The 25,440-nt window shown below is 34.9% G+C and carries 23 protein-coding genes and 1 pseudogene; 8 read left to right on the forward strand and 16 right to left on the reverse strand.

All coding sequences use genetic code 11. From position 1 onward, the window contains the following. The first annotated feature begins 68 nt into the window (after positions 1–68). The 3 genes from gltC (at position 69) to HS848_RS09805 (ending at position 3,009) form a co-directional block, all read left to right on the forward strand. Entirely contained in the window at positions 69–956 is an 888-nt protein-coding gene (gene gltC, locus HS848_RS09795; RefSeq protein WP_198612186.1) for a glutamate biosynthesis transcriptional regulator GltC, read from the forward strand. A gap of 131 nt (positions 957–1,087) precedes the next feature. Beyond that, a complete protein-coding gene (locus tag HS848_RS09800) occupies positions 1,088–2,209 on the forward strand; it encodes a YibE/F family protein (RefSeq protein ID WP_408642069.1) in 1,122 nt (373 codons plus the stop codon). Next, complete coding sequence (locus HS848_RS09805) at positions 2,206–3,009, forward strand: YibE/F family protein (RefSeq protein ID WP_198612187.1); 804 nt, start codon at positions 2,206–2,208, stop codon at positions 3,007–3,009. The genes HS848_RS09800 and HS848_RS09805 overlap by 4 nt, the downstream gene beginning before the upstream one ends. Positions 3,010–3,187: 178 nt before the next feature. On the opposite strand, the gene HS848_RS09810 is transcribed toward HS848_RS09805, so the two are convergent. Beyond that, positions 3,188–3,580 carry an NUDIX hydrolase gene (locus tag HS848_RS09810; protein WP_198612188.1) on the reverse strand — a complete coding sequence of 131 codons (393 nt, stop codon included), beginning with the start codon at positions 3,578–3,580 and terminating at the stop codon, positions 3,188–3,190. Between the two features lie 323 nt (positions 3,581–3,903). On the opposite strand from HS848_RS09810, the gene HS848_RS09815 reads away from it, so the two are divergent. Continuing rightward, the gene (locus HS848_RS09815) at positions 3,904–4,182 is read left to right on the forward strand and encodes a hypothetical protein (protein ID WP_103165656.1); all 279 of its coding nucleotides are present in this window, start codon (positions 3,904–3,906) and stop codon (positions 4,180–4,182) included. Between the two features lie 82 nt (positions 4,183–4,264). On the opposite strand, the gene HS848_RS09820 is transcribed toward HS848_RS09815, so the two are convergent. The 6 genes from HS848_RS09820 to HS848_RS09845 form a co-directional block, all read right to left on the reverse strand. Next, positions 4,265–5,074 carry a LysM peptidoglycan-binding domain-containing protein gene (locus HS848_RS09820; protein WP_198612189.1) on the reverse strand — a complete coding sequence of 270 codons (810 nt, stop codon included), beginning with the start codon at positions 5,072–5,074 and terminating at the stop codon, positions 4,265–4,267. A gap of 313 nt (positions 5,075–5,387) precedes the next feature. Beyond that, positions 5,388–6,233 carry a dipeptide ABC transporter glycylmethionine-binding lipoprotein gene (gmpC, locus tag HS848_RS09825; protein ID WP_107508230.1) on the reverse strand — a complete coding sequence of 282 codons (846 nt, stop codon included), beginning with the start codon at positions 6,231–6,233 and terminating at the stop codon, positions 5,388–5,390. Between the two features lie 42 nt (positions 6,234–6,275). After that, positions 6,276–6,935: a methionine ABC transporter permease gene (locus HS848_RS09830; protein WP_198612190.1), complete on the reverse strand. Its 660-nt coding sequence runs from the start codon at positions 6,933–6,935 to the stop codon at positions 6,276–6,278. Further along, positions 6,936–7,958 carry a methionine ABC transporter ATP-binding protein gene (locus HS848_RS09835; RefSeq protein ID WP_198612191.1) on the reverse strand — a complete coding sequence of 341 codons (1,023 nt, stop codon included), beginning with the start codon at positions 7,956–7,958 and terminating at the stop codon, positions 6,936–6,938. Between the two features lie 233 nt (positions 7,959–8,191). Then, complete coding sequence (locus tag HS848_RS09840) at positions 8,192–9,340, reverse strand: bifunctional cystathionine gamma-lyase/homocysteine desulfhydrase (protein WP_198612192.1); 1,149 nt, start codon at positions 9,338–9,340, stop codon at positions 8,192–8,194. 5 nt (positions 9,341–9,345) lie between these two features. After that, complete coding sequence (locus HS848_RS09845) at positions 9,346–10,242, reverse strand: PLP-dependent cysteine synthase family protein (RefSeq protein ID WP_198612193.1); 897 nt, start codon at positions 10,240–10,242, stop codon at positions 9,346–9,348. A gap of 280 nt (positions 10,243–10,522) precedes the next feature. Here HS848_RS09845 and HS848_RS09850 point away from each other — a divergent pair, with 280 nt between their 5' ends. Together HS848_RS09850 and HS848_RS09855 are read left to right on the forward strand one after the other, a co-directional pair. After that, positions 10,523–11,053, forward strand: coding sequence for a pentapeptide repeat-containing protein (locus HS848_RS09850; protein WP_198612194.1), 531 nt, complete (start codon positions 10,523–10,525; stop codon positions 11,051–11,053). Between the two features lie 185 nt (positions 11,054–11,238). After that, positions 11,239–11,778 carry a hypothetical protein gene (locus HS848_RS09855; protein ID WP_198612195.1) on the forward strand — a complete coding sequence of 180 codons (540 nt, stop codon included), beginning with the start codon at positions 11,239–11,241 and terminating at the stop codon, positions 11,776–11,778. 91 nt (positions 11,779–11,869) lie between these two features. Here HS848_RS09855 and HS848_RS09860 read toward each other — a convergent pair whose 3' ends face one another. The 7 genes from HS848_RS09860 to HS848_RS09890 form a co-directional block, all read right to left on the reverse strand. After that, positions 11,870–13,198, reverse strand: a complete 1,329-nt coding sequence (locus tag HS848_RS09860) for a sodium-dependent transporter (protein WP_198612196.1) — start codon at positions 13,196–13,198, stop codon at positions 11,870–11,872. Positions 13,199–13,411: 213 nt separating this feature from the next. After that, a complete protein-coding gene (locus HS848_RS09865) occupies positions 13,412–14,143 on the reverse strand; it encodes an alpha/beta hydrolase (RefSeq protein WP_198612197.1) in 732 nt (243 codons plus the stop codon). Between the two features lie 62 nt (positions 14,144–14,205). Further along, positions 14,206–15,057: a patatin-like phospholipase family protein gene (locus HS848_RS09870; protein ID WP_198612198.1), complete on the reverse strand. Its 852-nt coding sequence runs from the start codon at positions 15,055–15,057 to the stop codon at positions 14,206–14,208. A 33-nt stretch (positions 15,058–15,090) separates the two neighbouring features. Then, on the reverse strand, positions 15,091–15,777 hold the full coding sequence (locus HS848_RS09875; protein ID WP_198612199.1) for a phosphatase PAP2 family protein: 687 nt from the start codon (positions 15,775–15,777) through the stop codon (positions 15,091–15,093). 542 nt (positions 15,778–16,319) lie between these two features. Further along, on the reverse strand, positions 16,320–16,688 hold the full coding sequence (locus HS848_RS09880; RefSeq protein ID WP_107508240.1) for a DUF2294 domain-containing protein: 369 nt from the start codon (positions 16,686–16,688) through the stop codon (positions 16,320–16,322). Positions 16,689–16,756: 68 nt separating this feature from the next. Then, complete coding sequence (locus HS848_RS09885) at positions 16,757–19,327, reverse strand: DUF2309 domain-containing protein (protein ID WP_198612200.1); 2,571 nt, start codon at positions 19,325–19,327, stop codon at positions 16,757–16,759. Between the two features lie 15 nt (positions 19,328–19,342). Continuing rightward, complete coding sequence (locus HS848_RS09890) at positions 19,343–20,842, reverse strand: NADH dehydrogenase subunit 5 (protein WP_198612201.1); 1,500 nt, start codon at positions 20,840–20,842, stop codon at positions 19,343–19,345. Positions 20,843–21,359: 517 nt separating this feature from the next. On the opposite strand from HS848_RS09890, the gene HS848_RS13040 reads away from it, so the two are divergent. Beyond that, positions 21,360–21,422 carry an alpha family phenol-soluble modulin gene (locus HS848_RS13040; RefSeq protein WP_103165687.1) on the forward strand — a complete coding sequence of 21 codons (63 nt, stop codon included), beginning with the start codon at positions 21,360–21,362 and terminating at the stop codon, positions 21,420–21,422. Between the two features lie 943 nt (positions 21,423–22,365). On the opposite strand, the gene HS848_RS09900 is transcribed toward HS848_RS13040, so the two are convergent. After that, a complete protein-coding gene (locus tag HS848_RS09900) occupies positions 22,366–22,590 on the reverse strand; it encodes a hypothetical protein (protein WP_198612202.1) in 225 nt (74 codons plus the stop codon). A 154-nt stretch (positions 22,591–22,744) separates the two neighbouring features. Between HS848_RS09900 and HS848_RS12925 the strand changes: the two are divergent. Next, positions 22,745–23,519 (forward strand): annotated as a pseudogene (locus HS848_RS12925) (DUF1828 domain-containing protein). Positions 23,520–23,765: 246 nt separating this feature from the next. On the opposite strand, the gene guaA reads toward HS848_RS12925, so the two are convergent. Further along, complete coding sequence (guaA, locus tag HS848_RS09910) at positions 23,766–25,307, reverse strand: glutamine-hydrolyzing GMP synthase (RefSeq protein WP_107508244.1); 1,542 nt, start codon at positions 25,305–25,307, stop codon at positions 23,766–23,768. Positions 25,308–25,440 lie beyond the last annotated feature (133 nt).

Consider the following 25,440-nt stretch of genomic DNA (forward strand, 5'->3'; position numbering starts at 1 on the left):
TGAGACTGTTCTAATAATTAGAAGGTTTACGACATACAAGAATCTACATACAGTTCGGAGGAATTAGCTTGGAAATTAAACAACTAAAATATTTCATTGAAGTAGCACGACGGGAACATCTTTCCGAGGCGGCACTAGAGTTAAATATTGCGCAATCAGCTATAAGTAGACAAATTACATTGTTAGAACAAGAACTCCAAGTTACTTTATTTAACAGACAAGGAAGAAATATCTATTTAACTTCACAAGGTAAGGCATTGTTAAATCAGGCTACCCAAATTTTGGAACAGCTAGACGAAACGGTAGCCCTTTTTCAACAACAAAATCTTGAAAATGCACGTCTGATTAATGTGGGATTTGAAGAAAGTTATGCCTCGCACATGATGATGGCGGTGATTCAAGCATTTGAACGTGACTATGATAGTCAAATCGTTCCTTCACTAATGACAACGTCGGCTATTATAGATGCTTTAAACACTGGTTTGATTGATGCAGGTCTAGTCGAAGTAACACCTGAATTACAACGCAATACTACCTTATCTTTAAAACCATTATTTGAAGAAACCTATCATATTTATGTCCCTAAGGATGATACTATGGCTTTAACAGTCCAACCGCCTTTGATACAATTTGCAGAACAACAATTATATGCGTTAAAACCACTGGCGGATAGTATAGAGCGACGTTTAAACAGTGTACTTAAGACGTCCGTTCATACCTTAGGAACAGAAACGTTAGCGCATTATCTTATTCAACAACAACGAGGCTATTTGATAGCACCAGACTATCTTTCTCTTTCAGATACCAATCATCAATTACACGATATTTCATTAGCCCATACAGAACTCAAACGATCATTTGCGATTGTTGCTAAAAAAGATAATAAAAAGGCGGATATTCTCAACTTTTTAAATTTAATACAACAGCTACTCAGTAAAGTAACGACATATCATTAATTATCGCTAAAACTATCGAGTGTTAAATTTTTGAGTTGCATAGTTACTGTTTGAATCATTATAACGAGAAGCGTATAATCATTCTGTCATAACAAGGGGAGAAATTGAAAAATAAATGAGGGTTAGGATTCATGAATAAAAAGAGACACGCACTTTTACACTATAGTATTATGAATTGGCTCATCGCGATTGTTGCAATACTGCTAATAGGATTATTCATTTTTACTTTCTTTAATGCGTCTTTTTATAATACTCCTATAGGGAAAGTGACTCATGTAGAAACAAGTAAAGCACATAAAATAACAGATGAACATCATAATTCTGATTTAAAATATAAACAGCATTTAACCGTAAACATACTTAATGGTAAATTTAAAAATCAAAGTACTACGATAACTAATACATATGTTCAATCGCAAGCAGATTCTGAACGTTTTAATACTAATGATAAGGTGCTCATGCACATTCAACATAGTCCGAAAGACGCTACAATTTTAGAGAAAAAGCGCGATAGTCTAACTGTAGCTATCGTCGGTATATTTATTATGGTCCTACTATTTGTAGGTCGGAATGTAGGGCTTCAATCTATCCTATCTCTAATATTCAATACCGCTGCCGTTATCACAACAATCGCTATCCACGACCAACATCCCTCAATAAGTTTATTTTTATTGATGAGTGGGGCCATCGTCATTTCTACAATAGTGACTTTATTATTGGTCACTGGTCTCCACATAAGGACGTGGATCACAGCGGTAAGCACCCTGATTGGAACGTTTCTATGCATAGGTATCACTCAGCTTATTATAATGCTCACTGGCGGCACAGGTATCAAATACGAAACGATGAGCTTTTTAACCTTACCGCCTAAAGAAGTCTTTTTAGCATCGGTGCTAATCGGTTCATTAGGTGCAGTTATGGATGTAGCGATTACCATATCGAGTGGTATGTATGAAATTTTACAGCGAACGCCTAATATTTCTATCTCACGTTGGGCGCTTGCTGGGCGTAATATCGGCCAAGATATTATGGGTACAATGACTAACATCTTACTTTTTTCATATCTATCAGGCAGTTTAGCGATGTTTTTAATTTATTTGAAAAATGCTAATACCTTTACTTATACCATTTCGATGAATTGGTCTTTAGAAATTGCGCGAGCCTTAACGGGAGGTATCGGTATCGTCCTAACTATACCGGTGACAATTGGTTTAATGGTGCTGTGGCTTAAATGGAAGGGTGTGACACGATGAACTCAATCGTTTTATTAGCACTAATATTATTAGTTTTAATGCTTATTTTTGGTGGGAAAAAGGGCCTAATCTCATATTTAACGCTCTTTTTAAACTTTATTATCCTAATCATTAGTATTGTGTTTATTATGTTAGGCACCCCCATTTATCTCGTGTCATTTGTCTTTTGTATAGTTATCGCGGCATGTAATTTATTTATCTTAAATAGTTATAATACCAAGACGAAAGCAGCCTTCATCGGTACGATAACAACGACAATTATTTTAATCTTAGGCATTTATTTATCAGTTAATATCGGTCACTTACAAGGATTTGCGACTGAACAACAAGATGAAACGTATATCTTTTCAATGAATATTGGCATCAATATGGTGCAGTTCTCTATTTTCACTATTATTTTAGCGGTCATTGCTGCCGTCATTGATTTAACGATTACAATTAGTTCACCAATGTATGAATTGAGTGAAACAAATCCTCAATTATCGCGTACAGAGTTATTTCATTCTGGCATGAGAGTAGGTAGAGAAATCTTAGCCACATCAGCCAATACGATTTATTTAGCGTATTTTGGTGGACAATTAACCCTGTTCTTTTGGTTCTTTCAACTGCATTATTCATTTGGCCATATTCTCAATTCTAAGATTTTCGCACAAGAATTCGTTTCAATTCTGTTAGGCGGTATTGCCGTAGCAATCAGTATTCCAATTACCGCTTGGATTACTGCTATATTAATTAAAAACCCTAAGTTTAATCAACAAACTATTGATGATACTCACGCTTCTTCTGAAAATGAAGCATAGTATAAAAAAGAGCGTCGACAGAAATCTAAGTTATTCAAAGATTTCTATCGATGCTCTCTTAATTTTTGTGATTTTAGGACGAAATCTCCCGGCATTCTACTTTTAGAGTTTCGTTTATCGAAGGCATCAATCCTAAAATATTAGGGACTAGGTTCTCTCTTACCATTATAAATAATTTTTACTGTGCATTTTTTGAAAATGTTTCAATCCATTTTACTACTGCTGGTGCTATTAAAGTAGTGTCATTCTTATCAAACCAACGTATATCTGTAATTTCATGGTCAATTTCCACATTATCCCAATCAATTCGTTTATTTACTTTAAAACCGTTAAGCTCAGTCAATGTATCTGGTTGTGGGTAAGCGTCTCCTACCACTGTACCTATATATGTAAAATCTTGGGGCGAAAATTCTAATCGCAATTCTTCTTTAATTTCTCTTTGAATCGCTTCTAATTGTGTTTCCCCTTCATCAATCTTTCCACCTGGAAAATAATATTTCTCCCTATTACGTACTTGTACTAATAAAATTTGATCTTCTGTCTCTTCAACTAAACACACGCACTTTATCACATCCATCGCCCTTTCGTTTTTAAATATTATGACTTCAAAAAAACAACTTATTTTAGTATGATGTTAACATATATTATTAGAAGCAAACTAAATCTAATTCTATTTTAGTGAACTACTATAAAATTGAAACTATGGTTAGGACAAAGTTATTTAGATTGTAAAGGACTAATAAGACTGAGACATTAATAATTTGTGCTCTGGGAAACTGATAACCGGTGTCCCAAACTCATCGTAGTTCTGACTTCAAAGGGACCATTTATCGGCGCCACAAGGTATAGACAATCAATGTCCTAGCTCATTAAACTGTTCGGAGGGTTTTATTCATGGCAAAAAAATCAGGATTAGCACGTTTTTCAAGTTTAGTAAGTACTGCTGGATTTATCGTTGATGGCTATAATGGTATTAAATTTGATGCTAAAAATAAAAACTTAGTATATTTATCATTAGGCTTAAGCGCAGTAGGTACAATTATTGATTTCGTAGTATCAATGAAATCACCACGTAAATTCCGTAAACTAGCAGCATTTACTTCATTTATTATTAATGTAACACGCTTAGCTTCAAGCTTTAGAAAAGTTAAAGAAGACTATAACTTCCAATAAAAATTTACTGGAAAGTCAATTCTAAAATTATAGGCATACAAAGAGGGTTCTAATTAAAATCTCTTTGTATGCCTATTTTATACTAATGAATAAATTTATAATTTCGTAATTGATATGCGGAAATTGTGCGATATGTTGTGATTCCTGGGCCTGCACTGAAGTTCATTTCTGAGACTAAAATACTACCATTACTATTTACTCTTTCTACAAAAGCGACATGACCATAATATCCTGCATCTGATTGTGCAATAGCCCCAACTGCTGGTCGGTAATCTACTCTATAACCATCTCTGATAGCCGCATCATCCCAGTTATTCGCGTTCCACCAATATGTACTAATGCCTCTGCCAATTGCTAAACGACGATTAAACACATGCCATGTACATTGACCCCAATCATATAAATTACTATGACTAAACTTAGGTGAATTATAGTAGTTTGATGTTTGAGTTGTCGTTGGTCTAGGTGTAGAAGCACTCGCTGTACCTGAGACTTTTAATTTTTGTCCTGGGTAGATTAAGAAATTATTTAACCCATTTAAATTCATAATATGACGGTATGTAGTGCCATAACGGCTAGCGATTGAAGACAAACTGTCTCCAGCTTTTACTGTATATGTATTACTCGCACCACTGTAAGATGGTCGATTTGATGAATTAGATGAACTAGACGAACCAGACACCTTCAATACTTGATTTGGAAAAATAAGATTCGATGATAAGCCATTTAAAGATTTTAATTGAGATACTGTAATACCATATTTATGCGAAATAGACCATAATGATTCTCCACTTCGAACTGTATGTGTTGTTGATGCTTCAGCTTGATGTGCAAATAGCACGCTACATGCACCTGTCCCTACAATTGCTGTCGCAAGAAGTTTTTTCTTCATACAAAGCGCCTCCTTAAGCGTATAGTTGTTTTGGTTAACTCACCACTTTAATCGTGTTGTATTAGACACTTATCATAATTATTTGTGTTCCGTCCGATCAAGTTTCCTACTTATATAAAATTAATATATTTCTTTATGATATTCCATTTCAATTTGATTACATATTTATGAAGTTTTAATGTACTAATTATAAAATTGAAACTATATAAATTACCACACAATTCAGAATTTTATTTAATATAACTGACTCTTATATACAAAAAAGCCAAATAAGTGAACTGGCACTTATTTGGCTTCTAGTCATATATTAAGGTTATTTAGATAAGCTATCTTCAATGTCTTTAATATCTTTTTGAGATAAGTTAACAGGTTTTTCGCCATCTTTTGTATCTTTCTTCAATGCTTCTTGCGCTTCTTTACCATGATAAAGGTCTACAATTTTTTTGTATGTTTTATTATCTTTATCTTTTGAGTTTACTGCTACAATATTGATGTAAGGTTTAACTGCATCTGAAGAAGACTTTTCTAAGAAGATAGGATCTTTCTTCGCATCTAAACCGGCTTTAGTTGCTACACCGTTGTTAATTACAGAGAAATCTACATCATCTAGAGCACGAGCAGTTTGTTGTGCATCTACGGCTTTAATTTTTAAATGTTTAGGATTAGATTTAATATCTTTTGTTGTACCACTTAAACCGAAATTATCGTTAAGTTTTAATAATCCTGCTTTTTCTAATAATTTTAAGGCACGAGCTTGGTTAGATACATCGTTTGGAATTGTTACTTGTGCGCCATCTTTAATATCTTTCACATCTTTAACTTTCTTAGAGTAAATACCTAATGGCGCTAAGACTGTAGTACTTAATGCTTCTATTTTTGCATCTTTATGCGCTTTTTTATATTCATTTAAGAATGCGAAATGTTGGAAAGCGTTCATATCGATGTCACCATCACTTAACGCTTTGTTCGGTACATTGTAATCTGAGAAGTGTTTGATTTCTATATCAATACCATCGTCCTTAGCTAATTCTTTGACCTTTTCCCAAGCAGCAGTATCATCAGAAGCTACACCAATTGTAACTTTCTTATTATTGCCGCCTCCACCGCACGCCGCTAAGACAAGTAACGACGCTAATAATAATCCGATAATTTTTTTCATTTGAAAATGCCTCCCCGAGTTGGAAAATTTATATTTAAATAACTAATTTCTGCGAATCATTCTAGAAATTATGTTACCTAATGACTGAATAATTTGAACGATAATAACTAATACAATAACTGTAATAATAATTACTAGTGTGTCGAAGCGTTGGTAACCATAAACGAGCGCTAAGTCACCGATACCGCCTCCACCGACTGCTCCAGCCATTGCTGTGCTACCAATTAAGCCGATAATCGCAGTAGTAATGGCTAAAACGAGTGAACCTAAAGCTTCTGGCAATAAGAAATGACGAATAATTTGAAACGGCGATGCACCCATTGCTTTGGCAGCCTCAATAATTCCGTCGTCTACTTCTAATAAAGAGTTTTCCACTAATCGTGCGATATACGGTGCTACATAGACCGTAAGGGGTACAATCGCTGCTGTCGTACCAATTGACGTTCCTACTAATAATTTAGTAAAAGGAACGATAGCAATTAACAAGATAATAAATGGAATAGATCTCAAAATATTAATAACCGGGTTAAGAATCTGATGAATAATAACATTTGGCCATACTCCATTTTTACGAGTAACCACTAACAAAATACCTAACGGAATACCAATCAACGCACCAATTACAAGTGCAACAGTCACCATATACAGAGTTTCATAAAGTGCTTGTAATAATTGAGATGTGTCTATACCTGAACCAAACATCTAACGCACCTCCTCATATTGAATATGATGTGTTTCAAAATAGCTTTCGATGTTGGAACGTTCGAAGTATTGATCATGTTCGAAGCGCAACCATAAGTAACATACCGTTTCATCTTGAATATCTGACATAGAAGAAAAGAGAATCGTTACATTTACGTTGTATTGATGAATAAGATCAGTAATTAAAGATTGTTCTATTTGGCGTTTATCTAAGAATAGTTTATAGTCTGTGTAATTAGCGTCGTCTCGTTCAAATGATTGACGTAAGGTTGGCGACGGCTCTGTACTAATTACCGTAGATACAAAACTTTTAGCAGTCGTTGTTCGTGGATGGCTAAAGACTTCTTTAACAGTACCAAGCTCTACAACCTTACCTTGTTCCATCACGGCTACACGGTTACAAATTTTTTGAATAACGCTCATTTCATGCGTAATCATCATGATTGTGACACCAAATGTACGATTGACGTTTTTTAATAACTGAAGAATTGAACTCGTCGTTGCAGGGTCTAACGCACTAGTAGCTTCATCACACAATAAAATTTTAGGGTTTGTGACAAGTGCTCGCGCAATCGCTACACGCTGTTTTTGACCACCTGAGAGTTCGTCTGGAAATTGATTTTTCTTATCTGCTAAGCCTACAAACTCCAACATTTCTTCTACTTTCTCTTTAATTTCAGCATTGCTTTTATGACTTAAAATCAGTGGCATTGCTACATTTTTATATACTGTTTTTGAGTTTAAAAGATTAAAATGTTGGAATATCATACCGATATCTTTTTTAACTTTGCGAAGATCCTTTTCGCTATATGTATTAATTTCATGGCCATCAACAATAACTTGGCCTTCAGTAGCAGTTTCTAATTGATTTACCAGTCGTACGAGCGTACTTTTACCGGCACCGCTATATCCAATTACTCCAAATATGTCATGATGCTCGATTTTAAAAGAGATATCTTTTAAAGCATGAATCTGTTCTCTCTTTTTATGAAATACTTTATTCACATTTTTAAATTCAATCAATCATCTTCACCCTCACACAATCCTGATTATCCCTATAGGAATAATTGAATTATATGTGAAACTTTATTGTCAGTCAATATAGTTTTTGAAAAAATAAAATTTTTCTGAAATTTAGGTTTTTATTTCTTTGTTGTGTTGTAGTTATTAATTATTATGTGTAATTTTTAAAAACAAAAAAAGTGAAACAAGGCATATAGTTACCCTGTTTCACTCTTCAAATGATATTTAACTTATTATTTATTTAATGAGTCGATTGCTTGTTTTAAATCTTCAACTAAGTCATCTGTGTCTTCAATACCGATAGATAGACGTACTAAGCCATCAGTGATACCTTCTTTAGCACGTACATCTGGTGGAATAGACGCGTGTGTCATTAAGGCAGGTACTGAAATTAAACTTTCTACTGCACCTAAACTTTCAGCTAAAGTGAAGTAATTTGTTTTATGAATCAATTGTTTTGCCGCTTCTGTATCTTTCACTTCAAAGGCAATAACACCTGTATGTCCACTAGCTTGAGCAGCGTGAATGTCGTGGTTTAGGTGTTCTTTAATTATTGGATGGAAGACTTGTTGTACGGCAGGATGGTTTTGTAACATCTCTACAATGGCTTCCACATTACGATTAATTTGTTCCATACGTAATCCTAATGTTTTAATACCACGTACTAGTAAATAACTGTCTTGAGGTCCAAGCACCCCACCAGTTGAATTAGAAATGAACGCTAATCGTTCGCCTAACTCATCATCAGCTGTCGCAACTAAGCCGGCTACCACGTCACTATGACCACCTAAATATTTCGTAGCTGAATGTAAGACGATATCAATACCAAAGTCTAATGGATTTTGATAATAAGGTGTCATAAATGTATTATCTACAACAGAAATTAAGTTATGCTCTTTTGCAATTTCTGCTGTACGTTTAATATCAGTGACACGTAATAGTGGATTTGAAGGTGTTTCTACATACAACATTTTAGTTTCTGGTTTGATATAAGATTTAACTTCTTCAATATGTGTTGTATCTACGAAATCCACACCGATGCCATAACGAGTAAAGACTTTTGTTAATGCACGGTATGTTCCACCGTAGACGTCAGAGTTTAAAATAAGGTGATCGCCTTTGTCTAATAACATAATAACTGCACTAATTGCAGCCATACCTGAACCAAAGGCAAAGCCGTGTTTACCATTCTCTAAATTAGCGATGACACTTTCTAATGATGTACGTGTTGGGTTGGCAGTACGAGAATATTCATATCCTTGACGTAAATCGCCGATATCATCTTGTAAATAAGTACTTGTTTGATAAATTGGCGTTGTCACTGCACCTGTGAAGTCATCCGTCGTATGTCCACCATGAATCATTTGTGTTTTTTTCTTCATTATAATTATTCTCCTTTGTAGTCAAAGATTTGTTTAGACATATAGCGATCGCTACCGTCTGGGAAAATGGTTACAATAATACCTTTATCGATGCGTTTTTTAATTTCTAAAGCACCTTGTAAAGCTGCACCTGAGGAACTTCCTACAAGCAAGCCTTCTTGTTGTGCTAGGCGTTTTACATTTTCAAAACCAAGCTTATCACTTACCGTAATAATATCATCTACTAGTGATTTATCTAAAAATACTGGCCATTTCTCAGAGCCAATACCTTCAATATCATGAGCGTGCGCTTCACCACCATTAAGCACTGAGCCTTCTGGTTCGACGATAATATTCTTAATGTTAAATGATTGTAAGTGTTGAGCCACGCCAGTAAACGTTCCACCTGAGCCAGCTCCGGCTACGAAGTAATCGATGTGTGGCAAGGCGTCAGTTAATTGTTTACCTAATGTATGCGTATAAGCTGCCGGATTATGTGTCGTTTCAAATTGGTTCATATATACGGCATCGTTTGCTTCGGCATAAGCACGTGCTTCTTGTTGCGCACCTATCATGCCTTTATCTTTTGCTGTACGTTTAATCTCTGCACCTAATGCACGCATAATCGAAATCTTCTCTTCTGAAAATCCTTCCGGCGCAAAGATTACACAATTTAAATTATACCGATTAGCTGCAATTGCTAATCCAATACCTGTATTACCTGCAGTCGCTTCTACAATCGTGTCACCAGCTTGCACACGACCTTCTTCTAAAGCAATTTCCACTAAATACTTACCTAAACGATCTTTTACACTTCCACCTGGATTAAATTGTTCTAACTTAGCGTAAATTTGAACATTGTCATCACTAAAGCTTTCTAATAATACAAGTGGCGTCTGTCCTATTAAGTCATATGCAATCATAATTTGTCATTCAGTACGCTCCCTTTCGCCTGAATATAACCCACTTTCTGTATATAATATTCATTTCCTCATAAATCCATACTTAAACACTATGGATTATACGCTATCCGATGAATGATTGCAAAATGCTGAACCTTACATTTTTCGTAAAAATTTTAGTAAATAAGGAGCAACTTAATAACTATCGTTTACCTTAGCGCTCGTGTTACCATAATGATGATGATTATGCGAGAAATGGGCAATGACTGTTCATAAACAACACTATAAAGGAGCATATACAATGACCTCAAAGGCAGATTTATCGTTATCCGTTTTTACGAACGAGCAATATAAAAATTTAAACTACAGTAATAGTAACTTTAGAAATGCGATGTATGATGAATTAGAAGTGAATAAAGGTCGCTTTAAAAACTGTAACTTCTCTGAAGGTATCTTTAAGAATGTGAATGCAATCTCTAATTCTAAATTTGTTAGTTGTGATTTTAACAGCAGTATCTTTGTAAATATTAATTTCTTTAAGACGTTAATAAGCAAAGTGGACTTTAGTGTCACAACATTTGATGATAGCCAATTTAACGCTTTAACAATTGAACATAGTTACTTTAAAGATTGTAGTTTACGTAACGTGACGTTTAAAGACGTGGTGTTTAAGAAGGTTATTTTTGAAAATGTAGCATTAGATTTATGTCATTTAGATGGTATAAAAATTAAAGACTGTACATTCAAGAACGTTTCAATTAATAACTCTTCAATTCCTGAAAAAGTAATGAAAGAGTTGCGTAAACACGATGTAAGATTTGAAAATATGTAAGTTTTTACGCGAAACTGTCGCCTAGTTAAATAGCTAGGACGACAGTTTTTTATGTGCGAAGATTTTATATATTAAATTGAATTATATGTCGCGCGGCTCAATGACTTGATTAATACTGTTTTGAAATGTTTTAAATAATAAATTTAAAGGAATAAAAAGTGAAGTATGTAAAAGGGGGAAACTTGATGTCTACACATGAAAATCATCATTATGAAGAATTTGAAGCAAGTAACATTAAAAAAGACGATTTAATGGATATTGATGAATTAAAACAATTAGTTGAAAAATTTGAGAATAACAATGAAGATGAAGACTTAAAACAAAGAATTAACACTGAAATTGGTAAATGGAAAGAATATATTAGAGACCAATTTAGACCTGAAGATCCTGCAGAAAAATCTAGACTTTCAAATATTGCCGATAAAGTACATGGCGACGTCAACGTAGCATTTGAATATAACGAAGGCGATAAAATCTACGACTTTTTAGAAGCTTCTTACCAACGCAGTAAAGAAGATTTAGTGTATGGACGTACGTTAATTTTATATTCAGAAAGTGAAATGATTAAACAATCGCTTACTTTCTTTGACTCTAAAGAAGAAAATCATAAATTAGTTACATTCATCAACTCTAAAAATATAGAAATCGGTAAAGAAATTATGTCAGAAGACTATATCGAATTATTAAAAACTGAACGTGATTATTTAAATGCCCTTTTCAAATAAAGTGAGAAGTGAATACAAAAAGTGGAAGCCAACGCATGGCTGTAAGACTAGATATCCCTACGATGCGCTTTGGCTTCCACTTTATTTTTTATTAAAATAGTTGAACGACAAACACAAGTATAATGACTATAGGCATCACGAATTTGATTAAAAAGTACCATGGCGCAAATAATTTAAATTTATCCTTACCAAAGCTTTCTTTTAAAGCGTCTTTATCTAACAATTGGCCTACTACCAATGTAGTACCTAATGCGCCTAATGGCATGAGTATATTAGACACGACGAAATCCATATTATCAAAAATTGTACCTGCGCCAAATGTAATGCCACTTAAACTACTAAACGATAATGTTGCTGGAATACTGATAATAAAGACTAGTACACTAGCGATTAGCGCAACCGGCTTACGTTTCGTATTATCGTTCTTCGTAAAGTTAGAAACATTAAGTTCTAATAGTGAAATTGATGATGTTAAAGCTGCGAATAAGAAGAGTATCAAGAATATAAAGTAGAAGACACTGCCGAAGCCCATTTGACTAAATACTAATGGTAAAACTTTAAACAATAAGCCAGGGCCTTCTTGTGGTTCATATCCAAACGACTGTAAAGCTGGGAAAATAGCCAATCCAGCTAATACTGACACTAAAATATTCATAATAACAATTGAAATAGCAGATGATTTAATTGTCATTTCTTTAGGGGCATAACTCGCATACGTGATCATCCCTGTTGTTCCTAAAGAGAGCGTAAAGAACGATTGACCTAATGCGAATAACACACCTTTCATTGAAATTTCTTCTAATCTAGGCTGTAAAATATAGCGCACGCCGTCTAGCGCACCGTCTAAAGATAAAGATTTAATAACTACGATAATTAAAAAGATAAATAATAGAGGCATCATTACTTTAGATGCTTTCTCTAATCCCTTTTCAACGCCTAACATCACAATTATCATTGTTAAAAAGATGAAAATGCCTTGTCCTAACACTGTTAGCCAAGGATTACTAATAATGGCTTCAAAATTAATATTAGTTAATGAGGCTTTCTCGATAGAGAGCATTTGTAAAATAACATTTCCAATATAAATAATAATCCATCCACCGATTACACTGTAGAAACCAAATAAAATAAACACGGCTAAATTCCCGTTCCATCCAATAATATTTAGCCACTTTTTACCTGTTAACTTACTATATATTTTAGTAGTATAAGTTCGTCCCATCTTACCTACTGTAAATTCCATAATTAATAGTGGTAGTCCTATAAATATTGTAAATAATAAGAATAAAAGTAAGAATGCGCCGCCTCCGTAAATGCCGGCCATATATGGAAATTTCCACATTGCACCTAGTCCTATTGCTGAACCAGCACTTGCCAAAATAAATCCAGTCGACGTCTTCCATTCAGATTGGCTACTCATTAAACTCACTCCCTTTAACGCGTTAAAGCGTTTATGCAATTAAGTACTACTTTATCATGTCTTCGCCTAAAGTGCAATATATGTAAAAGTTCATTTCCAAAGATATAAACAGTTAACTTACGAGATGTAAAATGTGAATTTATTTATTTTTACTGCCAAATAAAAACAGGTCTGAACATTTACTTATATGCTCAAACCTGTTTAGTATTTTTATTATTTTGAAATGAAAAACTCAACGATTTCTTGTTCAACATTATCACTACCGTCGCCATGTGTCATAAGGTGTTTACATAACGGATGACTTGATAACTCTTTATCGCCACTATTGATATGGTCGAAAATGTAATGCGCACTTTCTTGATATGAAGCTTCATCTTTTTCCCCATATAAGATTCTAGCAGGTGTGCGAATATCTTCTAAATGTGCCGTAATATCTGAAATAAAGTGTTTAAACTTAGTAATATTTGGACGATAGTCCTCAATCACGCTTATTTGTTTTTGCGCTTCAACTTCATCTAAATTGAGTAACTGGTTCATACGTTGACCATAACGTTCCATTCGCCATACAATACCTGCTTCGTCCTTTTCACTTGGTGCAGACATAACCGCAATCTTCGCAACTTCGACTGTTTCTGCTAATTTTAAAGTGAATAGTCCACCCAATGAAACGCCAGTCGCATATATCGTTTTATAGCCCTCATTTTTTAAAAATTCATATCCAGACAGGACATCGTTCCACCAGTCATCAATATTAAATTGAACAAATTGATCTAATGGCAAACCATGCCCACTATAATTAGGGGCGTAACACGTATAACCTTGATTGTTAAGGACAGTGGCTAACGGTTTAATATCACGAATCGTCCCTGTAAATGAATGTAGTAATAATATCGCTTCGTCACGTGTACCTGTAAGATGAATTGGATGTGGCGACTTAACTTTCATTGAGTATCTCTCCCTTTTCAAATAACAATTTTTATACTGCCGGCCGTCTTAAATATTGAAAATTAATCTACCCACTCGTTATATTCTTCGTGGATACGTTGAGCGAGTGAAAGGCCTTGACGATAACCTGCATTACCTACTTTGATAATATTCTCTGGATTATAAATGTTATTCCCAATTTCTGCTTCACTAGCACTATCCGGTTGAATAACCAACACATGACTCTGTTCGCTTAACTGTTTAGCATCATCATAAACGCTTGGTATCATCCCTAATCCATCAGCTAATGGAGCTAAGATAATAATGGATTTAGCACCTTTGGCTAACATCGCATTAGTTGGCGACACCATACCACCATCTATCCAGTCGCTATGATTCAAACGAATATGAGGCCAAATTCCTGGCACAGCCCCGCTCGCAGTAATCGCATCTTCAAGTGTTACGTCACTTCGCGAATTGAATACTCCAACGTCTCCCGTTCTAGCATTAATCGCCGTAATGTCTAAAATATCTTTCCATTCAACATCACCTAAACGTTGACGCACTGCTTGCTTACGTTCTTCTAAATCAATATGAGACGGTCTTGTATAGACAATATCTCCCAACATTTGTCCTACTTTTTGCGCATCATCGCGTCCTACGACAAAGGCATTTTGCCATAAACGATAAATATCAGACGATAGCGTTGCCCTATCATTATTATCTCTTCTCTCATCTAATTCATAATAATAATCTTTCATATCATAGCCATTTACTAATATCGCACCAACAAACGCACCCGCGGATGTTCCAATCACTCTATCCGCTTTATCCACGTTCACACCATTCTCTAGTAATCCGGCCAACACCCCAGCTTGCCAAGCAATGCCAGTAATGCCGCCTCCACCTAATACTAATGTACGTTCTTCTGTCATCGCCATCTCTCCTTATTTTTAAACGACTTTGAACTACCTACTATTCTCAGGCTTTTTAGGAAAATTAAGATAAAACAACGGAATAATCATTAGATACAATGCTATCCACAACATACCTAGTGACACGCCTCCAACGACGTCGATAATATAATGGGCATGAAAATATACTCGACACCATAATACGCCTAGCCAAATAACGACTGTAATTAAGCTAGTAATCAACCTTAACGCTTTACTTTTAATAATCGGTATAACGACAATAAGCAAGGTAAGCGCTAGTAATGTACTTGCATTAGAGTGTCCACTAGGGAATGAAAACCCATGGTCACGTATTAAATGATTATACGGACGTTGTCTTTCAACCATTTGCTTAATTAAATAGTTTAATAACGTGCCAGTATAAATACTAAGTATTAGCCAAATAGATAGCTTATAGTTTTTAAAAAGCAAGATGAGGGCTAAAAATGCTGTGATATATAAAATAGATTTAACTTCGCCAATTTCTGCACAAAATGTAATAAAATTATGCCAAATATTCCCTTGGAAATTTCGTTGTGGCTTACCAAATTGTTCTGTAACCCAATGTAATGACGCTAAATCTATATGTTGAATGATCCACGTATCCCAAATTACATTCAAAGCTGCAAAAATAAAAATAAGTAACCCTACGATAAACATGGGAACGGTTATCGATGGTGCAAATTCTCTCTTTTGTTTCATACTACTTCACCAATTTCTAATTTCATTTATTTCTCTATATTAAAACAATCATAAGGAGGTTGGGACAAAAGTGCTCAGGATTTGAGCAGAACCGAACGATGAACAAAAAGTATATTATATCCTACTCTATAATTAGGCAGTAGTTGTCTGAAATGAAGATGCGTTCGAACCTCACTTTCTTCATTTCTAGTCAACCTTGCCGGGGCGGGACTACGAAATCTTCGAAATTTCATTAGATTTCTGTACCGCTCCCTTTGGCGAATCGTGACGGTATCTGCCGAGAATCCTACTTTTGGGACACCGTATATCAGTTTCCCAGAGCACTAATCATTAACGTCTCAGTCTCTTAAATATGTTGATTAAATCATTAAAATTCTGCAATCGATTTAACATATTGATATGTGTTTCTCTCAACTCTCATCATGCCTTTGTGTAAATTGTACACTAAATCGTCAAAATTAGCTTAGTAAACAAAATGGGAGCGCCAACAAAATCTAATATAATTAAAAGATTTCATTGTCTCGCCCCCATAAGGTGACTATTTAGTTTTGTAAAGTCTTTTCAAAGTTATCCTCTAATTTGAACACGATGACACGCTCTCCGGTAATCGTACTTAAATCGCTATGAAAGCTGTTCACACTAATGCCTGTAATATCTAATATCAGCTGCATTAAATCGTCTTGTCCTGACTCGACAAGTTCTGAGCGAGTACGTTTAATGTTCAGTAAACCTTCTTGCGTTTCACATACACGATATTCTGCTGGCGTTAATACACCTTGTAAATTGACGATAATCATATCGCGTAAGATGTCCGTTTTGACCGATAGGGAACCTCGACCGAGAAAGTCTTTTTCCCATTGCGTGATTGCTGTACTAATTTCTGCTTCGTAAGCACCTTTAGATTTAGCCATGGTAATCATAATTCTCCTATTGATAGATTAACCTTATTTTATCACTATTTTCGGAAAAACCGAACTCCCTACCAATCTTTCCAACTATCATGTTCGTCGATACTTGCCAAGCGTACCCAGTGATTATCCACTTTCTGCTTAAATTTAATATTATTCTCAAGCAAGGCCTTAATGTGACTGTCTGGCGCTTGAATCACTACTAATAGACGAATAGGTGAATGATAGATCTTGTTATCTGCTGCCATGACAGATTGCCAAGGTAGTCCCGCTAGTAAGTCACTCGAATTCCCTTGCATTACTCCTACGCCTGAAGTTACCGATTGCGTCGCTTTATTCCCACTTCCGTAAAAATGTGGTGCTACCGTTGAGGCGTAGTATTGTAAATTAATCCATTGAGCTACAAGGGCAGGCCCTGAAATAATTGTGTTCAGTATTTGACCATCGGAATCTTTTTGCCAATCGTAATTATGTAAGAAAGCACGTCCTTCTAAGTTCGTACCTTCAGTAATTCGTCGTTGTCCGATAATAAACTCTGCATTACGCGCAAGTCCCCATTCTGGGCGAATTTCACTCCAGTCGTTCGCAAAGCGGTGTGCCTCAGCTACAGGATCTTTTACATGACCTTGGTCTAAACCTGGAAGTTGTGCTAGGCGTTCTAAATTCGCTTTATAGCTAATTCGAGGCATCGCTTCTTCTAACGTGTTAAATGCTTGTTGTGCTTCAGGCGTTAATTCTGGCATGTAAATCCATTCTAATTCGTCGACTGATGTTTTATGTTCAGCTGCGACAAATACGGTTTCATCTGGAATGTTAATATTTTCAGCTTTTAAGCTTTCTCGTACATGAGGCAAGTTACACATCGTTGCGAGTAATTTGGCGTTAAAACCGCTTGAAGCACCGCCACATGCGCCACACTCTAATGTCGCATGATATGGATTGTTATTGGATTGACTACCATGTCCGCCGAAAACGATTAACGGCGCAAAATTTGTAGTTAAATCCATAAGTTGTAACGCCTGTTTTGTAAAGGCGACTTGTTCTTCTTCAGTAAAACCAATCGGTAAATTTCCATACGCCCCATGTTCACGGTTAATTGTTAACTTAGCTTCAGGCTTTTTCAACCAGTTTTTAGTAAATTTGCGTACAAAGTTGCCTGTTTTCTTCGGCATTAATGTACTGGCTAACGTATTTAAACTTAAGAACGGACCACTGAGTTCTGGTAATAGTAAACTTGGTAAAACATTATGTTTCATCAATTTAAACGTATAAAACATAGACGTCACTGAGTTCTGTTGTTGATTATAAGTATTTAAGGCATGACGATCTGCATATTCCTTGATTGTGTATGCAGGCGGCACCATAACTGGTAAAGAGTTATGACTGAACTGTTCGTCTAACACTTCTTTACGAATTGGTAAGCCAAAGAATCCAGCAATACCAATCGTTTCAAATGGTCCTTCACTTTCTAAATGACGACGAAATGGTTCTGAACGTACATCGATACAGAATGCCAATTGCACTTGTGTAGACGGTTTCTCTTGAGCATTAGAAGTATCGTATATATCTTCAACTAGTTTACGTTCATGTGTTTCTTCCCATGCTTCAAGCCATAATTTTTTAAAATAAAGTGGATTAAAGTCATGCGCAAAGCTTAAATGTTCAATTTGGTCTGAAATACTCATAGAGGCCCATTCATCAATTGACATTTCACCATAGTAAAGCCACTTACTTACCAATTCTTTAATACGTCTTTCGACATTTAAGACTGCCGGGCGACTCATTTTTTCAGTATCTAATAGAATACATTCCATTGTTAAACGGATGGCTAAATATTGTGTTAATAAATCTGCTTCTCGCTCACGTTGTTCGGCGCGATAATACATCATGCCGGCCCAACCTGGTAAGGATAATAGATGTCCTGTTAAATATGATTCACGTTCATCTTCTGCGATATCTAAATGATTTAAAGCCATGATTAAAGCTTCTCTATAATCATTTGGTAATGTTTTGACCATTTTGCGTTGTGTCTTCGTCAACATAGGATCATGTTGCGCTAAATGTAGCCACGCTATGTAAAATCCTTCTTCACGTTTGGGCATCGTCCAACTCGATTGGAAATTATCTAAATAAAGCTTTGACCATTTAATAATATGCGTGTTTAATTCATCCATAAGCGATTCGCCTTTAGCATTAAAGGCGTTAGCGCTTTTTGAACGTGCATATTTAAACGGTTCATTTTCAAAGACGCTTTTAAGTTTTGATACTTCTATCTTTAAATATGCTTCTTTAGTAATTAAATCGGTTGGTACATCTTGAATACGCATTGCGTTTTTACAATAAGTGTCGATATGGTCTTGTGGCACTGCAGTTTCGTATGATTGAACCGCTTGTTTAAGTTCTTCTTCTACGAGAGATTTGTCGATTTCGCCATTTTCCAAAGCAGTCATCACGGAAGCATGGCTTGGATATAAGTCAATGTCACGTACGTGTTTAAACCATTGGGCTACTTGATCGAATGTCTGATGTTCCATTTCTTCCCAAGGGTTACGTGCCGCAAATATCGAAATAGGTGAAAGTGGTGTAATCACACGACGTGCCGATTTAACAGTGTCTTCAATATTATATTTAGTTATAGTCATGTAAGGTTTCACCTCTTATAAATATTTCTTCAAATAGTTAGGATGGCTTTCAACAGATTTAAATTTGGCTTCTCCAATCTTAACGAGCCATAAATACACTTTCGCAAAAGCTATTGAATCACGACGACGTGCGACCCAAATACTAAATATGCTACCTAGCACTAGGATGGCTATACAAATAATCACACTTATTAATGGTGGATGTGATGTAATCATGTAGACGTTATGTAATAGATTCACAAATATTTGATGCGTTACCACATATACTGCTGCTACGATAATGAGCATAGCAATACCGATTACACGGCCCATTACACCTCTATTAAGTGCTACGAGTTGATTCCAAGATACAGATAATGACCATGCAAGAATGAACGCACTAATTAATGTATACGACGTATGGTCACTCATAATGAAAAAGATAACTGCTATGGCTATAGCAAGGGTTCTACCTAACACCGTCCATGCGTATGAGCGTTTCACATTTGGTGGCGTCGGAATATTAAAACGTTTGACGATAGAACCTGATTGTAAGAATAATGTCGCTTTAAACACACCATGCAAAATTAAATGAATGATCGCTGCCGAATAAACACCTAATGCACATTGCACAAGCATAAAGCCCATTTGACTCATCGTTGAGCCCACTAACTGACGTTTATAATCCACATGTACTAAGCTAATTCCTGAACCAATAAGTACTGAAATACTAGAAATGATTAAGAGTACAGTTAAAGCAATATTATTATCAAACACTGGTGAAAAACGTGTAAGGATAATTCCTCCAGCATTCACAATACCAGCATGCATAATGGCCGATACTGGCGTAGGTGCTACAACGGACTCAATTAACCAACTTTGGAAAGGATATTGTGCTGCTGGAATTATCACAGCAAGTACAAGTAATAAATCTACAACTAATTTCAAACCATAACCCATTACGTTGTCATAGTCTTGTGACGGATCAATGACCCATTCTCCGGTACCTATGTAAAAGACGACCACTGCTAAAAGTAACGCTCCCCAGCCAATGATAAACGAACGTGCTGAAACCTTTGCAGCTTCTGCCGGCACTTTCCATGATTGATTAAGTCGTATCAGTTGAGTTAGACACCATAACGTAAGCCCCCAACAAACTACCATTAAACGTAAATCATTACTTAACCAGCCAATTGAAGCAAATACCGTCGTACAAGTGTACAAAGGAAAATATTTACGGTAGTTGCGATCTCCAAGTAAATATCGTGTTGAGAACTTTTGAATAATAAAACCTAAAGCTAAGACGAAGACGCCTACTAGCCAAGCGAGTTTATCTAATGCAAAAACGCCAACGACTTCTCTGCCATTTACTGTTATTAATCCGATGACTCCTACAATGACAGGTAATAAGAGTAAAGTTAAATGTAAACGTATGTATTTTACAGGAACAGATGGAATTAAAAATATTATTCCACTTAACACTGCAATGACAAGCGTTACGAAAAATAAGGTCAGTAATAAACTTGAACTTAACATTGCCGCTCCTCCATGTTTTAAAACTTTTTAATTTTCATAGTGCTTATAGTATTAACAATATAAGAAAATGCCTGCAATAGTCTAGTTTTATCCCTATAATGGAAGGTTTAACTAACTATTGCAGGCTTCTTTATGAACGCATTTAATTAATATATAAATACTTTTTCAAGCTACCTTGTATGTATGTTTTAGCTACACATGTCTTACCCTTCAAGTGCACAACGATGAACACACCTTGCACAATTGCCTGATACAAACCTATGTAAATTTTAGACGTAATAAATACAATATAAGAAAATATTGAATAAATGTCAATCTCCTAGGCGGTTAGGAATAGTTTTGTGATTTCGCTTTTGCTTACATTTATAGAAAATAAGCAACTAGGCATGAAAAGATGTGATTTCTTGTCCTCAATCCAACACTTACGAAGCGCTTTCAATAACTTAGGAAATAACGCTCTTTTATTGATATTTCAACGTTATACTTTAGATAACATTTAATAAGGAGGTAATTCCAAATGTCAATCATTTCAGGTATTATTGAAATTGTTAAATTCATCATCGACTTAGCTACAAAATAATTCGCATATTTCGTACATAAAATTAAAAGAAGCAAGAGGTTGGGACAAAAGTGTTTAGGATTTGAGCAGAACCGAACGATGAGCAAAATTGTTTTTCAAATTTTGTCGAATCGTGACGATATCTGCCGAGAATCCTGCTTTTGGGACACCGTTTATCGGTTTCCCAGAGCACAAATCATTAATGTCTCATTCTCTTGTTTTTGTTATGTAAAAAGTGAACGTCCAACCGATAAATTATCAATTGGACGCTCATGGATAAAATGAATTTCTTTGTTTAACTATAAAATACCACACTTTTCCTCGTTTGCATGTAACAATTATGTGAAAACGCTTAAAAAAGTTTTAAAATTCTCTCAAAAATTTAATTTTTCCCTTGATTAATTGTGACAATTTAAGCTTGTAAAAGCGTAAAATTTCACAGATAATATAAATTAAGTATTAAAACAAACACTTTTTAAAAAGTTGTAGAATAAAACCTTGAGATATTTATATAAAAAATATCTAAAATTTATCAACGACACGCCCACGAGGCCTTTGAAATTATATTAGACTTCTAGCTAACTCCCATTTCATCTTAGAAAGGAAACATCAATGAAAACATTAAATTATATTAATCTGTTATCGATTTTTTTAACTATGGTATGTCTTTTTATTGTCTATTCTTCGTTATTTACCAATTTATACCGACACACTTTCTTTAGCCTATGGTATTGGCCAGGTGCGCTTATCTTATTCTTCACATTAATGTCTAACGCTTTATGTTTACTTCTCAATTCTAAAATCATTTTAAATATTTCCTTGTTTATCACAAATATCGTGTTATTGACTATGTTCACGCTACCCTTTTTCCAAATTTAGCTAGGTTATAAATGTGGAGTTTTTTAAGTTGAAAATGAGTTTCTGGTGTAGTTGTACAACATTAAGTGAGCTTTTAAGACGATGGTTAGCCAATTAATACAAGGTATACACCACCTGCAAGAGTAATAAATTTAAATAAATCATTTTTCGTTAAATCGCCTAATAAAATGACACAAAGACCTACTATCGCAAGTTGGTGCTCATATTCAGTTAAGCCCATAAATTGACCAATCATCATAATCACACCGTAGATGATGTACCCTATCATAAAGCCTAAAGCCATATAGCTTAATAAGTTAATTATTTTCAAAATTACCCAATCCCTTAGCAATAAAATAAATATAGACTCAATATACCAAAAATTATATGTGACACAAAGGTTGTAGAGCTAGGAAATGTTATTTCTTAATCTGACGTTACAAATGGAGAACTAAATTTACATAGGCGAAACGGAGAGATAATTAATGGAACCTATCGAACAAAAAATGGATGAATATTTTAGTTGGTTAAAACAAAGTTATAAATATAAAGAGTTAGATAATTCTACAGAAATTACCACTCCATTTAAAAACCACTTAAATGATTATATTAAAATTTATGCCTATGCATTACCTAATGAAAAAATTATACTATCAGACGACGGTTTAACTGTAAATGAGTTAGAAATGTTTGGTATTGATATAAATACTAAAACTAGAGAGAAGATAATTCAAAGTGTTTTAAAACAATTTAATTTAAATTTAGAAAATGACGAAATTATCGCAAAGGTTAAAAATGAAAGTTTTGCTAAATCTAAGCACAATTTAATTCAAGGCATATTGAAAATTTATGATATTACAATGGAGTCCTAAAGTAATGCTGCGAACCTCTTCTATGAAGATGTGTTTAATTTTATATATGAAGGCGAAATAGTAGGAGCTGCGAAAGTTTCTGTTTCTAGTGAATCTGGTATAAAATATTCTATTGATTACATCTTACTCGGAACAAAATCTAAAGCAGAAATACTTATTAACTTTGCAAATAACTTAGACTTTAATAAAGTAACTAATGATGTATATATATAGGGATGTTAAACCTAATAGACCTTCCAAAAACAATTTAGACCCAAGAATGTTTATAATCGCTAACGATGTAGATCACCCTATTAATGTTAAAGCTAGTCAAGTAGCAGAACATAAAAATCTTTCAATATTAAGATGGTCCAATAAAAATCAAATCAAAACAGCTTTGACCACTTAATAAAAGTTTTTTTCGATGACTTCGATACTCTTTTTCACTCATTTAAATTATCACCCCATAAAAAAGGGGTTTCCTATACGCATATGCGTATAACAAACCCTCATAAACTGATCTTTACAATTAATATTATACAATTCCTAATAATAAAATTATAGCATTTTATATTTATTACTTTTATATCCTTCCAATCAAACACAAAAACACCCTCTAACCGTTATGGCTAAAGGGTGTTGTCATCTATACCTTTTACTCCCATTCTATGGTGCTTGGTGGCTTAGAAGTAATGTCATAGACAACGCGGTTTACGTGGTCTACTTCGTTAACGATACGGCTTGAAATCTTTTGTAGAACTTCCCAGTCAATACGGGCAAAGTCACTTGTCATACCGTCAATAGAAGTTACAGCACGGATACCTACAGTATGATCATAAGTACGGTAGTCACCCATTACACCTACAGATTGGATGCCTGGTAAAACTGTAAAGTATTGCCAGATATCTCTTTCAAGACCTTCTTCACGTACGACTTCACGTAAAATCGCATCAGATTCACGTACGATTTCTAATTTATCTTCTGTAATTTCACCTAAGACACGGATACCTAGACCTGGTCCAGGGAATGGTTGTCTCCAAACTAAATGTTCTGGAATACCTAACTCAATACCTAATGCACGTACTTCATCTTTAAATAACGTATTGATAGGTTCAATCAGTTCGAATTCCATATCTTCAGGTAATCCACCTACGTTATGGTGAGATTTAATCGTTTGAGCAGTCTTAGTCCCAGATTCAATCACATCGGTATACAATGTACCTTGTGCTAAGAAATCAACATCTGTTAACTTAGCCGCTTCATCATCAAATACATAGACAAATTCATTACCGATGATTTTACGTTTTTGTTCAGGATCAGACACGCCTTTTAATTTATTCATAAAGCGATCTTGAGCATTAACACGAATAATATTCATATCAAAGCCTTCACCAAATTGTTCCATCACCATGTCGCCTTCGCCCTTACGAAGTAAACCATGGTCTACGAAGATACATGTAAGTTGATCACCAATAGCTTTATGTAATAATACTGCTACTACAGATGAATCTACCCCACCGCTCATCGCGCATAATACTTTACGGTCGCCAACACGTTCGCGAATCTTTTCAATCTCAATTTCAATAAAGTTTTCCATCGTCCATTCACCTGTACAATTACATACACGACGAACGAAGTTTCTTAATAAGTCATTACCATATTCTGTATGACGTACTTCCGGATGGAACTGCACACCATAAATACGGCGTTTTTTATCTTCAATCGCAGCATAATTAGTACTTGGACTATCAGCAATCACTTCAAAACCTTCAGGAATTTCAATTACTTTGTCAGAGTGACTCATCCACACTGTTTGTTCAGCAGGTAAACCGAAGAATAACTCATCAGATTTTGCATTAATTGTAGCTTTACCATATTCACGTTCATTAGCGCGTTCAACTTTTCCGCCTAAAAGTTTCGTCGTCAACTGCATACCGTAACAAATACCTAATACAGGCACGCCTAAATTATAAATTTCAGGGTCAATTGTAAATGAACCTTCTTCATAAACTGAATTAGGACCACCTGAAAGAATAATACCTTTAGGATTCATACGCTTAATTTCTTCAATAGACATTTCATGATCGTGCAATTCACTGTAAACGCCCATTTCACGAATACGACGCGTAATAAGTTGGTTGTATTGACTACCGAAGTCTAAGACAAGAATTAACTCTTGTTCTTTAGCCATTTCCATAATTGTGGGTCTCCTTTAAATTTAATTTATGTAAATAGTAGAGAAACGCTTTCCCAATGCCTTGCTTTAAGGTCTTCTTGAAAATGAATTACCCCATTCAACAATCACATTTAAATAGAAAAGCGTCCTCTAG

This window comes from Staphylococcus caledonicus (genome assembly GCF_016238465.1).
Classification (GTDB): domain Bacteria; phylum Bacillota; class Bacilli; order Staphylococcales; family Staphylococcaceae; genus Staphylococcus; species Staphylococcus caledonicus.

Coding starts and splice junctions, on each gene's coding strand:
- HS848_RS09805 (WP_198612187.1), top strand. CDS start 2,206: ATGAACTCAATCGTTTTATTAGCACTAATATTATTAGTTTTAATGCTT.
- HS848_RS09800 (WP_408642069.1), top strand. CDS start 1,088: ATGAATAAAAAGAGACACGCACTTTTACACTATAGTATTATGAATTGG.
- HS848_RS09865 (WP_198612197.1), bottom strand. CDS start 14,143: ATGAAAGTTAAGTCGCCACATCCAATTCATCTTACAGGTACACGTGAC.
- HS848_RS09890 (WP_198612201.1), bottom strand. CDS start 20,842: ATGTTAAGTTCAAGTTTATTACTGACCTTATTTTTCGTAACGCTTGTC.
- HS848_RS09880 (WP_107508240.1), bottom strand. CDS start 16,688: ATGGCTAAATCTAAAGGTGCTTACGAAGCAGAAATTAGTACAGCAATC.
- HS848_RS09850 (WP_198612194.1), top strand. CDS start 10,523: ATGACCTCAAAGGCAGATTTATCGTTATCCGTTTTTACGAACGAGCAA.
- HS848_RS09840 (WP_198612192.1), bottom strand. CDS start 9,340: ATGAAGAAAAAAACACAAATGATTCATGGTGGACATACGACGGATGAC.
- HS848_RS09885 (WP_198612200.1), bottom strand. CDS start 19,327: ATGACTATAACTAAATATAATATTGAAGACACTGTTAAATCGGCACGT.
- HS848_RS09855 (WP_198612195.1), top strand. CDS start 11,239: ATGTCTACACATGAAAATCATCATTATGAAGAATTTGAAGCAAGTAAC.
- HS848_RS09870 (WP_198612198.1), bottom strand. CDS start 15,057: ATGACAGAAGAACGTACATTAGTATTAGGTGGAGGCGGCATTACTGGC.
- HS848_RS09875 (WP_198612199.1), bottom strand. CDS start 15,777: ATGAAACAAAAGAGAGAATTTGCACCATCGATAACCGTTCCCATGTTT.
- HS848_RS09830 (WP_198612190.1), bottom strand. CDS start 6,935: ATGTTTGGTTCAGGTATAGACACATCTCAATTATTACAAGCACTTTAT.
- HS848_RS09845 (WP_198612193.1), bottom strand. CDS start 10,242: ATGATTGCATATGACTTAATAGGACAGACGCCACTTGTATTATTAGAA.
- gmpC (WP_107508230.1), bottom strand. CDS start 6,233: ATGAAAAAAATTATCGGATTATTATTAGCGTCGTTACTTGTCTTAGCG.
- guaA (WP_107508244.1), bottom strand. CDS start 25,307: ATGGAAATGGCTAAAGAACAAGAGTTAATTCTTGTCTTAGACTTCGGT.
- HS848_RS09815 (WP_103165656.1), top strand. CDS start 3,904: ATGGCAAAAAAATCAGGATTAGCACGTTTTTCAAGTTTAGTAAGTACT.
- HS848_RS09860 (WP_198612196.1), bottom strand. CDS start 13,198: ATGAGTAGCCAATCTGAATGGAAGACGTCGACTGGATTTATTTTGGCA.
- HS848_RS09820 (WP_198612189.1), bottom strand. CDS start 5,074: ATGAAGAAAAAACTTCTTGCGACAGCAATTGTAGGGACAGGTGCATGT.